Origin of the sequence: Aquisphaera insulae (assembly GCF_011064615.1) — a bacterium.
Classification (GTDB): domain Bacteria; phylum Planctomycetota; class Planctomycetia; order Isosphaerales; family Isosphaeraceae; genus Aquisphaera; species Aquisphaera insulae.
The window spans coordinates 1-11324 of record NZ_JAALJH010000153.1; the positions used below are offsets into that span (position 1 = coordinate 1).

At 67.6% G+C, this 11324-nt stretch carries 8 protein-coding genes and 1 pseudogene; 5 read left to right on the top strand and 4 right to left on the bottom strand.

Annotation, left to right across the window (positions count from 1 at the left end; translation table 11 throughout):
- A pseudogene (locus tag G6O54_RS35515) lies at positions 1 to 409 on the top strand (hypothetical protein); the annotation flags it as partial.
- A gap of 55 nt (positions 410 to 464) precedes the next feature.
- Here G6O54_RS35515 and G6O54_RS35520 read toward each other — a convergent pair.
- Positions 465 to 2450 carry a YjhG/YagF family D-xylonate dehydratase gene (locus G6O54_RS35520; RefSeq protein ID WP_165235275.1) on the bottom strand — a complete coding sequence of 662 codons (1986 nt, stop codon included), beginning with the start codon at positions 2448 to 2450 and terminating at the stop codon, positions 465 to 467.
- Between the two features lie 82 nt (positions 2451 to 2532).
- Positions 2533 to 4764 carry a S1 family peptidase gene (locus tag G6O54_RS35525; protein WP_165235278.1) on the bottom strand — a complete coding sequence of 744 codons (2232 nt, stop codon included), beginning with the start codon at positions 4762 to 4764 and terminating at the stop codon, positions 2533 to 2535.
- A 221-nt stretch (positions 4765 to 4985) separates the two neighbouring features.
- Between G6O54_RS35525 and G6O54_RS35530 the strand changes: the two genes are divergently transcribed.
- On the top strand, positions 4986 to 5438 hold the full coding sequence (locus G6O54_RS35530; protein WP_165235281.1) for a four-helix bundle copper-binding protein: 453 nt from the start codon (positions 4986 to 4988) through the stop codon (positions 5436 to 5438).
- A 210-nt stretch (positions 5439 to 5648) separates the two neighbouring features.
- Here the strand turns inward: G6O54_RS35530 and G6O54_RS35535 are convergent, their stop codons facing one another.
- The gene (locus G6O54_RS35535) at positions 5649 to 6908 is read right to left on the bottom strand and encodes a PcfJ domain-containing protein (protein ID WP_165235284.1); all 1260 of its coding nucleotides are present in this window, start codon (positions 6906 to 6908) and stop codon (positions 5649 to 5651) included.
- A 379-nt stretch (positions 6909 to 7287) separates the two neighbouring features.
- Here G6O54_RS35535 and G6O54_RS35540 point away from each other — a divergent pair, with 379 nt between their 5' ends.
- The gene (locus tag G6O54_RS35540; protein ID WP_165235287.1) at positions 7288 to 8157 is read left to right on the top strand and encodes a hypothetical protein; all 870 of its coding nucleotides are present in this window, start codon (positions 7288 to 7290) and stop codon (positions 8155 to 8157) included.
- A gap of 113 nt (positions 8158 to 8270) precedes the next feature.
- Positions 8271 to 9461, top strand: a complete 1191-nt coding sequence (locus tag G6O54_RS35545; RefSeq protein WP_165235290.1) for a peptidoglycan-binding protein — start codon at positions 8271 to 8273, stop codon at positions 9459 to 9461.
- A gap of 58 nt (positions 9462 to 9519) precedes the next feature.
- Here the strand turns inward: G6O54_RS35545 and trhA are convergent, their stop codons facing one another.
- Positions 9520 to 10221, bottom strand: a complete 702-nt coding sequence (gene trhA / locus G6O54_RS35550; RefSeq protein WP_165235293.1) for a PAQR family membrane homeostasis protein TrhA — start codon at positions 10219 to 10221, stop codon at positions 9520 to 9522.
- A gap of 215 nt (positions 10222 to 10436) precedes the next feature.
- Between trhA and G6O54_RS35555 the strand changes: the two genes are divergently transcribed.
- Positions 10437 to 11324, top strand: an 888-nt coding sequence (locus G6O54_RS35555; RefSeq protein ID WP_165235296.1) for a hypothetical protein, incomplete at its 3' end; no start/stop codon positions are given.

The window sequence follows — 11324 nt, forward strand, 5'->3', positions numbered from 1 at the left end:
GGCGAGCCGGATGGAGGCGTTCCCGAAGCTGCGGCACTCGGGCCGGCGATATCGGGCGGAGGATGAGGCGGCGACCTGGAGCCCGCCCGCGGCGCTGGCCCACCTGGCCACCTACTGCGTGAGGCGAGACGTGGACGAGGGGGGGTGCATCTCGCTGTGCAGCCGGAGCCGCTACGTGGGCTCGCGGCTGAAGAAGAAGCGGGTCTTCGTGTCGCTGGACCCATACGATATCGCCTGGCTGGTTCACGACAAGGACGGGGTCTGCTACCACCGGCTGGAGGCCGACGAGCTGACCACGGAGCGGATCACCGGCCTGGATGTCAGCAACCATCGGCATCGCCCCGGCCCCCGGTCGCGAGGGCGGAAAACAACTCTGGCCGAATTGCCGGCAAACAACTGTGGCGCGTGACACTTCGCTCCTCCACAGCCACCCCTTTGCTTGCTCGCACCTCGTCCTTCGACCCTCACTTGCGATCGAGGGCCGCGATGATCAGATCCGGGTCGTAGACGCACCCGCCCCACGTCCCCCCCGCGACGTTCTGGAGGGCCGCCCAGAGGCGGACGTCCTCGGGCAGGCCGGGATCGGGCGAGAGATCGGGATGGGGGGGCCGGCCGGCGAGGATCCGCGTGCCGTCCTCGGGCGTCGACGAATCCCCGGCCTCGCCGATGAGGTCGATCGAGCCTTCGAGTCGAATCCGATCGACGACGATCCGGATCGTATCGCCGTCGCGGATCTTGCCGAGTGGCCCGCCGGCCAGGGCCTCCGGGCTGACGTGGCCGATGCACGCTCCCGTGGAAACGCCGGAGAACCGCGCGTCGGTCAGGACGGCCACGTGTTTGCCGAAGGATAAATGGCGCAGGGCGGCGGTGATCTCATAGATTTCTTCCATCCCGGCCCCCATGGGGCCGCGGCCCATCAGGACGAGGACGTCACCCGGACGGATGGGATGGGGACCGTGCCCCTTGATGGCCTCGATGGCCGCGTGCTCGCGGGTGAAGACGCGTGCGGGCCCGACCTTGCGATAGACGCCGTCCTCATCCACCACGGTCGGGTCGATGGCCGTGCTCTTGATCACCGAGCCGAGCGGCGCGAGGTTGCCCCGGGGGAACGTCACGGTGCTCGTCAGCCCCTTCTCGCGGGCCCGGGCCGGGCTCATGATCACGTCGTCCGGATCGACGCCATCCTCGCGATGGAGCAGGTCGCGGAGGCGTTGGCGGCGGTCGGAATCTTGCCACCAGTCGAGCGTCCGCGCCAGGGGCTCGCCGGTGACGGTGAGGGCCGACTCATCGAGGAGCCCGAGGGCCCGAAGATGGAGCATCACCTCGGGCACGCCCCCGGCGAGGTAGGCCCGAATGGTCGGGTGATACTGGGGCCCGTTGGGCAGGACGCTGACGAGCCGCGGGACCTTCAGGTTCACGGCGTGCCAGTCCTCGACCGCCGGGCGCCTCAGGCCCGCGGCGTGGGCGATCGCCGGGATGTGGAGCAGCAGGTTCGTGGAGCCGCCGAACGCGGCGTGAACGGTCATCGCATTGCGGATCGCGGCGTCGGTCAGGACGTCCCTCGACGCCAGGCCGCGTGCGGCCAGGCCCACGAGCGCCCGGGCCGACCGCCGCGCGAGGTCCTTCCAGACCCGCTGTCCCGAGGGGACGAGCGCGGAATGGGGCAAGGCCATGCCCAGGGCCTCGACGACCACCTGCGAGGTCGCCGCCGTACCCAGGAACTGGCAGCCGCCGCCCGGGGAGGCGCACGCCTTGCAGCCGAGCGCGGCGGCTTCTTCCAGGCTGATCTCGCCGTGGGCGTAGCGGGCGCCGATGGTCTGGATCTTGCCGGCGTCCTCCCCCTCGCGAGGCGGCAGCGTGACCCCACCGGGGACCATCACCGAGGGGAGATCTCGGAGGCCGGCGAGCGCCATGGCCATCGCCGGCACGCCCTTGTCGCAGGTGGCCACGCCGAGGATCCCCTTCCGCCTGGGGAGCGACCGTGCCAGGCGGCGGAAGACGATCGCGGCGTCGTTGCGATAGGGAAGGCTGTCCATCATGCCGGCGGTTCCCTGCGTCCGGCCGTCGCAAGGGTCCGACACCATGCCGGCGAACGGGACGACGCCGAGATATTTCAGCTCCTCCGCCGCTTCCTGCACGAGGAGCGAAATCTCCCAGTGCCCGGTGTGGTAGCCGAGCGCGATCGGCGAGCCGTCGGGTGCCCGCAGGCCTCCCTGCGTGCTCAGGATCAGGTACGGATCGCGCGCCACGTCGGGCGCACTCCAGCCCATGCCGGCGTTCTGGCTGAGGGCGAAGAGATCGCCCGAGGGCCAGGATCGGAGCATCTCATCCGTGAGCGGCAGCGATCCGCCGGGTCCGTCGGCCTTCGTCCGGACCTCATCCAGGACCTCGGCCGCCGTCTCGAGGATGGAGCCCAGGTCTTCCCGCGTCGTGCCCTTCGTCTTCGCCATGGATGGACCTCGAACCTCGAGCGTGAACTGTCCGTGATGATCCCCTCATCATGGCGGGCGCCAGGCACGGGATCAACGGACCTCATCGGGGCGAGAGGCGTCGGGGCCGGGGCGTTTCCGGCTCCTTCGTCCCGGCCTCGTTGTGGGTGCCAAGGGGAACGACCGCTCCGAAGCGGGTCAGCACGAAGTCGTCGTCGGGCGTGAGGAAGATCTCGCCGCCGAGAGCGGTGTCGATGCCGGTGCTGACCTCGGTCACGGTCGGGGCGTCGTCCGCCCGCGCCGGCAAATCCCAGCAGTTGACCGTGGCGGGCGAGAGACGGCGGGTGGCGACGTAGAGCCGCTTCTGGTCGTGCGAAAGGCGGATGGACGCTCCCATGTAGACGCCCGGCCAGCGGTTGGTGATCGCCCGTGACTTCTTCATGTCGACCACCGCGATGGCCGTGTGCTGGTTGCTCCCGCCGCAGACGTAGACCTGGCCCTGGTCGTTCGCCTGGATGTCGGCGGGGTCGATCTCGATCAGGGCCTTCGTGGCCACCTCGAAGGTCTCGGGGTTGACCGCGTAGATCGTCCCTTCCTCCGGGGTGTTGAAAGCGTAGGCGTCATGACCGCGGGGGGAAATCGCCACGTACAGGGAACCGCCAGCGGGCGGCATGCTGATGGCCTCGGCGCCCTGATTCAGGTCGAGCTCAAGGTCAGCGGCCCCCTTCTCGATATCGATCCGCACGAGCCTGGCGGGAGCCTTTTGCGCGTCGGTGAGGGCCTCGAGGAGGTACAGATACCGGCCGTCCGGCGAGAGGAGCATCCGCACGACGTTCTGTCCCAGGGAGATCGTCGACGCGGGAGCAAGCTCGGTGGTCCCGGCGGCATTCCCCTTCAAGAGCGACTCGACGTGATAGACGTGGAGGTCCCCCTTCCCGCCGGGATCGCGGGTCGGGTGGTCGAACTTGAGTTCGGCGACCGTCGTGACGATCGCATAGAGTCGGCCCCGAGCCGCGTCGAGTGCGAGACTCGTGGCAGGTCCCGGCAGCTTGAACGATCCGCTCAGCTCGAAATCGGGATAGGAGTATTGCTTGAGAAAACCCTGAGGGGTCGAGGTGAACGCGACCTTCGCCTTGGGATCGACGGCCGCCCCCATGAACACGTCGAGCTTCGCCGATTTTCGCATCGCGGCGTAGGGTGCGCCCCGCGCGATCCGCGACGGCGCTCCGCCCGGCAATCTCCTCGGCGGCATCGCGGCCATCGCCCTGGCCCGGTCGTTTCGCGTGGGCCCGGCCTGGGAGATGGGCTGCAGGGCCGGCTGAAGATATGCCACCGTCCCCGTGCCGTTGGTGTAGACCACCTGATAGGTCACACGCCGGGGGCCAAAGGACGGAAGGGTCAGGCTCAACCGGCCCGTCGCCTTCGCCCCCGAGACGGTCAGCGGCACGCGTTGGGAACCGTCGAGCGGATTCCATTTCTCGCCGGCGACGTGGCGGGCGAGGATCGACGTCGTGTCGCCGACGAGGTAAAGGATCGCGACGTCGGTGATCCGGTTGAGGGGGTCGATCAGCTCGACTTCGACGTCGAGCTCCACCTTGTCGCCATCGGCCTTCACGATGCGGATGCCCGATGCGCTGACTCGGCCCGCGAGCATCTTCACGAGCTGCTCCTGCGGGATCACCAGCCCGATCTGCTGGGCGCCTCGGATCGTCGCCACGGCGATCCCGACGAGCTTTCCGTTGACGTCGACGACCGGGCCGCCGCTGTTGCCCGGGTTGAGCGCCCCGTCGATCTGCACGACGGCCAGCTCGCCCTGGTCGTCGGAGCGGAGGCTGGAGACCGTCCCCCGGCCCACCGTGATCGCCGGGTTCTTCCGGCTCGTCGCGAGCATTTTTCCGAACGGGAAGCCGAAGGTGACCACGGGCATCGTCTCGACGATCTCCGCGGGCTTCGCCGGGTCGATCGGCTTCGGTAGGTTGGTCACCCCGCTCACCTTCACGATGGCAAGGTCCCTCTCCGGGTCGGAGGCGAGGAGCTCCCCGCGGGCGGAGCGTTCGTTCCGGGTGCCGCTGTCGAAGACGAGCGTCAGGGCCGCTCGCGCCCGCGGGATGTCCTCCCTCGGATGGACCACGTGGTGGTTCGTCGCGACGTAGGCGACGTTGCCGTCCACCCGGATGACGAAACCGGATCCGGTCGCCTCGGCGGCGCCCATCGCCGCCTTCACGAAGACGGTGCACGCCTTGATTCGCGAGAGGGTCTCGCGCGGGATGGTATCCTCGGCCCTTGCCCAACCTGCCACGACGAACGTGACGAGAATCGGCGACCAGAAACGCATGGAAGAGTCCTCGCTCGGCGACCTCGGCCACCCGGGCCACGGCGCCCGGACCATGAGTTCCTTCCACCATAGTCGATTCCAGAGCGTGCCGGCAGTGCCTCGCGTTCCATCCTTCATCACGTGGCCTTCGACAGGCGGCTCGCTGCGGCGCGTGAGTTGCAAGGCATTAGGACGAATGCGCCGCGTGGGCAACCGATCAACGTCAACTGGGGGAGACCATCATGGACCGCAGACAAATCCTGGGCCTGGCCGCGGCAGGCTCGACGGGGCTCTTGACGCTCGGCGGCAACGCCGCAAGGGCCCATGACGACCAGCACGAAGGTCATCACCACGACGAACACCTTCGAATCCTGGGAGACTGCATCCGCGCCTGCAACGAAGCGTCTCACCACTGCCTGGAGGAGCTGAAGAAGTCCCAGTCGGAGCATCGAGAGCATCACGCGATGGCTCATGAGCTCGCGCTCGATTGCCAGGAATTCTGCGTCCTCGCCGCCCGCCTGATGGTGCGGCACAGCCCGCTCGTCGTGTATGCGCACCAGTCCTGTGCCGAAGCCTGCCACGCCTGCGCCGCCGAGTGCGAGAAGGGCACTGACGACGTGATGAAGGCCTGCGCGGAGAAGTGCCGAGAGTGCGAGACCATGTGTCGCGAGATGGCGAAGAAGCACACGGGCTGAGGTTCTCTCAATCCCCACCGCGCTCACCGTTCTCTCCCGCGATGTCGACCACGACGCGACGGTTTCCGTTGCGACTTCTGCGGTCGCCGATGTGGCTGGTCGTCGAGCCTTGGCGTGATTTCACGAGCCAAGCCCGGGCTGGACACATCGAACCCCTCGCCGAAACGCCCTCAGGACCATCGAAATCGCACAGCGGCGCCATCGAAACGATCAGATTTCCACCGTCAACCCCTGGCGTTCCGCCCAGAGCCCCAAGATCTGAAGATCCTTGGGTCTCGGCCTGGCATTGCAACAGCGCTTCGCCTGCACGACGGTCATCGTGTCCGGATTCACCTCGATGGTCAGGACCCTGCGGCGTCCATCGACGTCCTCGACCGACATCGACCATATCGATGCTCGTCGGGTCAGGCAGAGGTCCAGATAGCAGGTCCCGACGCAGTGGTGCATTGCGCTGCCTTCGATCTGAAGCTCCCGGCTCGTGAGCAACTCGCGGATCGCCCAGCTTCGAGCCGGTCGGTCGGCGATGCCCGCTTCGACGAGCCGGAACTCGCCGATCTCGCTCCGCGGCCATCGCTTGAACGGCCTCCGGCCCTGCATTCCTCGGTCTTGCTGCCAGGCGAGGGCATTCCGCCAGAGTGAACGTAGAGTCCGGCCCTTCATCATGAGATCGGGCTGGGGCGGACGCCATTCGCCCTCGCCCTCTGGCAAATCGAGCCACGGCTGAGGGACGAATCGCCGGTCATACAGGTATTCGATGATCGGATCGACCTTGGCGAGGTCGAGTTCTGGGTGGTTCACGAAGAACCGGATGACGGTCTCCCAGAAGTCCGGGGCCTCGAACGACCGCCCCAGCCGGGTGGCGATCACGGCCCGGGCGAGACTCTCAGACCCGCCGAGGCCGCGGACTTGCCCCCAGCGCAGGGCCGCGTCCACCTTGAAGTGGTCGGGGACCAGGAGGAAGTGATGGGCCATCATCTTGCTCAACCGCAACGGCAGGTCGGAATTGCGGATGTTCCGTCCCGAGCCGACGTCGACGAACCAACCCTGGTGGCGACGGGCTTCCGCCGTTGAGCCCTCGAGCCAGACCGAGGTCAGGAAGCCAGGGACGTCGTAGGCGGCCAGCAGGTGGCGAGCAAGGGACACGAACTGCGGCCGGGGGTTCGTCTCCGCGGGGCTCCAGCTCTCGACCGGCCGGAGCCATTGGCGGTGGAAAGCCGCCAGCGAGCGGAGTCCCGAGATCAGGGCCGAGTGCACGCCGATGGGTTCGAGCCGTTCCGCGAGGCGTCGGGAAATCGGAGGTCTCAGCAGGTTCGACCTCGACTGGACCTGGTGAAGCAGGCATAGGAAGGCGTTCCTCTCCTCGTCGTCGCGGTCGACGACAAGGCCGAGAGCACGGTGAACGATCCGGTCGATGCCGGACTTCGCCGCCCGATTCCTGCGTGGATCGGCGGCCGAGGAAATGGGGCGCATGAACGAGGCTCCCTGGGGACGTGGGGAATCGACGCGGCCGTGAAGGGGCGACGATGCGTCCCCTCACCACGGCGTGGGCCGTCCCAGGGTGAGCCCATCCCTTCAGGTGCCGAAGCGGGCGGGCGCGGTGGGTAGTTCCAATCTGCGGGCGAACATGACCGGGCTCCGGGCGGGAAGAATAAGGGCCGATGGTGGTCGGACACGGAACCACCGCGGTAGGTTCAAGCCGGATGACGCGGCGATCGCGTGCATTGCCCGAGCCGATGGATTTCTCCGGGCCGGGATGGGAGACTGGGCGGGAGCCGCCCGGACGTTGTGGCTGAATCGAGGGCTACGATGCCCGGCGACCTTTGCGCGAACGATGTGGAGGCAGCCTCGGATGGTCTCGCGCGGATGGATGACCAGGGATCTTCTGCTCCTGCCCATCCTGGTCTTCATCGGATTCGTCGGCCTTCAGGGCATCCTGAGTCCGGCGATGACGGCCGGGGTGTTCGCGTTCCTGTTTCTCGAGGTGCTGTTCCTCGCCACGATCCAGACCCATCGCACGACCTGGAACCCCATGGATCCGAGCCTGGTCCCCTTCGACCCGGAAGGGCCGGCGTCGCAGGAGGAGCTTCGATCCCATTTCGCCGAGACCGCGGCGGACCTCGAGCGGCTGGGCTACTCGCCCGAGCGATATTATCTGATGAAGCAGATGTCCCCGAACACGCAGGGGTCCACGCTTCTCTTCGGCGATGTCCACTCCGGGGAAACGGCCAGGGTGCAAACCGTAGTTGCTACCAGGGGCCGATTTCGGGTCGCGACCTCGTTCGTGATCTTCGGCTCCGAGTTCTCCGACGGGACAGAGGTGGTTACGGCGAACATGGCGAGCCCGACGACTCTCCCGCCTCGCAGGCCCCCGTTTCACGGCCGCACCTTCCCTCAGGTCCGTGACGTTGACCTCCTCCTCGATCTCCATCGCGCCCGGGTCGCCAACCTGGCGGCCGGACTGACACCCGTCGATCCGATCGGCGACGATCCGGACGCCTACCTCAGGCGAGTCAACTGCGAAGCCCCATATGCCCATTTCATCGCCCGCGGATACATGTACGCCGACGAGATGGCCGGCGTCTATCGCATCACCTGGAAAGGGGCATTCCTCGTCACTCTCGTGCTCTTACCGCCCTTCAAGCAGATCCGCCTGACGTGGAGACGGCTCGAGGCCGCCAGGCAGATCGCCAACCTGAAGGCCGGAAGGCCGGTGGATTGACATCCGGCCTTCGCGGCCCGGCCCGACCCCGAGCGTCTACCTCGTCCCAGCCGAGCTCGCTACACTCGGAGGTCCAGCCCGGACTTGTTCGACGCGACAGAGGCAGACTTTCCATGCAACGATCGGCGAGCATCCGCATATCCCTCGTCCTCGCGGCATCCGCCGCCTTCCTCCTTCACAGTCCTTCATCCGCGTACAGCCAGACGCCCACGCTCCGGCTCGACGACGAGGGCGAGGCCGTCGAGAGACTCCAGCGGTTGTTGAATACCCGGCTCAGGCCATCGCCGGGGCTGGACGTCGACGGCGATTTCGGCAACGGGACGCAGTCGGCCTTGAAGCGATTTCAGCGTGAAAAGGGGCTGCCGGAGACGGGCCGGACCGACCCGAAGACCTGGTCGGCGCTGGGCACGCTGACGGCCGCTGAGCTCGCCGATCCGCCGGTGCCGGCGCCCGATATCATCAACGCGGAAAAGATCGCGAAGCAGCCGGCCGACGCCCTTGACGGCCCCCCCTTCACCACGGCCAAGGCATGGGCCATCCTCGACGGCAAGACCGGCCACCTGGTCGCCGGGCACGAGGCCGAGACGCCCCTGGAGATGGCCAGCACCACCAAGATGATGACGGCGCTCCTCGTGGCGCGGCTCGTCGCCCACGAGCCTAATGTCCTCGGCGAGACGATCGTCTTCAGCCGGCGGGCCGACCGGACCTTCGGCTCGACCTCGGGCGTGAAGGAGGGAGAATCCCTGACGGTCGGCGAACTCCTCTACGGCCTGATGCTCCCCTCCGGCAACGACGCGGCCACGGCATTCGCGGAGCACTTCGGCGGCCGGTTCGCACCTCCCGAAAGCTCGCCCGGCGAGTCCGATCCGCTGCCACGGTTCGTCGCCGAGATGAACCGCGTGGCGAGGTCGCTCGGCATGGAGCACACCCGCTTCGCCAACCCGCATGGCCTGCCGGCGAAGGATCACCACGCGAGCGCCCGCGACCTGGCCCTCCTCGGGGCGGCGGTCGTCGCCGATCCGACGCTCGCGAAGGTCGTCGCCACCTCGAAGCACGGGACGACCCTGCACGGACCGGACGGCAAGACCCGGAACGTCGCCTGGTCGAACTCGAACCAACTCCTGGCCACCGAGGGCTACGACGGAGTGAAGACCGGCACCACCAACGGCGCCGGGAGTTGCCTGGTGGCGAGCGGCCGACGCGGCGACCGCCATCGGGTCGTGGTGATCCTGGGCTCAACCAGCAACGACGGCCGCTACGCCGACGCGCGGAACCTCTTCCGTTGGGCGTGGGGACAACGGTGAAGGCAATTGTGGCGCCAACGACTTCGACGTCGTTTCGGCCTCCTTCCATCGCGCCCGCTCAGCCTCCCGCCGGGACGGGCACCGGACCCCGCGGCTCGCGATCAAGGTCCCGCATCGCGGCCTTGGCCATGGTGGCGATGAAGTGGAAATGGCAGACGCTCGCCGCGACCACCAGGACGTGGAAGAGCTCGTGCGCCTGGAAGACGCCCGGCCAGATCACGGGGAAGTGAACGAGGTTGAACACAGCCCCGAGGCTGTAGAGAACCCCGCCAAGCCAGACCGGCGTCAGCGCACGGTGCGAGACCCGTCGGGCGATCTCGAGGTAGCAGAGGATGGCGAGCCAGCCCATCCCCAGGTAGAGGCCGGTCGATAGCCACCTCGGCGCCTGCGGCCACGCCAGTTGCAGGACGATCCCCGCAATCGCCCAGGTCCAGACCGTGGCCAGCATCACCCGACGCCACCTGCGCCGCAACAAGGTCCACGTGATCGGCGTGTAGGTGCCGGCGATGAGCAGATAGATGCCGATGTGATCGAGCGAGTCCAGGAAGCGGATCGTCGCGGGGGCGTGGCGGACCCCGTGGAAGAGCGTGCTCACGCCGGAGCAGAAGACCAGGCTGAGGCCGTAAATCAGGAGCGTCGTCCGCATCGCCGCGCTCCCTCGCCCGCGCCTCCAGAGCAGCACCAGCCCCGGCAGGGCGAGCAGCATCCAGACGCAATGGCTCCAGGCGTTGACCGGCTCTCGAAAATGCAGAAACTCCATCAGTCCCTCCGGCCGGGGCCCGGCGTGGATCCATCGGCAGCAGCCATTATGACAGGTTCGGCCGCCGGCGCCTCTCCCCGAGCCAATTCGGTCCCTCCCCCTGCCCCCTCGCTCGACGGCGAACGGTCTGATATCTCGGAGTATGGAGGATTGATGCGTCCCCGATCGATCCCGGCGTCCTCCCGCGGATCGACCCCTCTCGCCAGGAATCGACCATGGATCGCCGAGACTTCTTCAGGACCGCCGCCGCCACCAGCGTGGCGGCCTCGATTCCCTCGAACCCGGTCGTTAGTGCAGAATCGAGCGCGATCGCGGACGCGCACGTCGCCGCCCCGGCCCCCTCGGTCCTCGCCACCTTCACCGAGGACGACCACCGGCGCCGCCTTCGGAACATCGGCCTCTGCCATCAGAAGATCCGGAAGTGCGTGCGGCGACACCCGATCGCGGATTACCTGCCCGGCCAGTGCGTGTACAACATGGGCGAGTATCCCAGCCGTTCGCCCTGGGAGCACTCCGAATACGACGAGCAGGAGCTCGACCGGCTCAAGGACCACGGCATCCAGTTGATCCACGTCATGGACGAATGGAACGACCGCTACGGGCTGTTCGGCCGGAACAAGCTCACGGCGGTGAACCCGGACGGTTTCCGACGGTTCGTGAAGATGGTCCATGCCCGCGGGATCAAGATCCTCGCGTATGCATCGAGCGGCTACTTCAACAGCACCGACCCGGACTATCGCAAGGCGTGGTCCCGTCCCGGCGATGGGCTCTTCGGGTGGTGGGACCTCGTCCGCTGCTCGCCGGCCAGCCCCGGCTGGCGGGCCTACTTCCTGCCCCGGATGCTCCGGATCCTGGATGATTACGAGGTCGACGGCCTCTACAACGACTGGGGGTACATCCCCAACGCCGATCGCAAGATCACGGCCCCCGCTCCGGATGCGGTGGACGCCTTCCCGGAGACACCCCAGCTCGACGGCGCCGAGGCGGACCTCCTGCATCTGATCTACACCGAGATCAAGCGTCGCGGCGGCATCTACAAGGTCCACGCGGACTACTCGAACCAGCCCCTGACCGGCGGCTTGAAGGTCTACGATTACCTCTGG

Coding starts and splice junctions, on each gene's coding strand:
- G6O54_RS35520 (WP_165235275.1), bottom strand. CDS start 2,450: ATGGCGAAGACGAAGGGCACGACGCGGGAAGACCTGGGCTCCATCCTC.
- G6O54_RS35525 (WP_165235278.1), bottom strand. CDS start 4,764: ATGCGTTTCTGGTCGCCGATTCTCGTCACGTTCGTCGTGGCAGGTTGG.
- G6O54_RS35530 (WP_165235281.1), top strand. CDS start 4,986: ATGGACCGCAGACAAATCCTGGGCCTGGCCGCGGCAGGCTCGACGGGG.
- G6O54_RS35535 (WP_165235284.1), bottom strand. CDS start 6,908: ATGCGCCCCATTTCCTCGGCCGCCGATCCACGCAGGAATCGGGCGGCG.
- G6O54_RS35540 (WP_165235287.1), top strand. CDS start 7,288: ATGGTCTCGCGCGGATGGATGACCAGGGATCTTCTGCTCCTGCCCATC.
- G6O54_RS35545 (WP_165235290.1), top strand. CDS start 8,271: ATGCAACGATCGGCGAGCATCCGCATATCCCTCGTCCTCGCGGCATCC.
- trhA (WP_165235293.1), bottom strand. CDS start 10,221: ATGGAGTTTCTGCATTTTCGAGAGCCGGTCAACGCCTGGAGCCATTGC.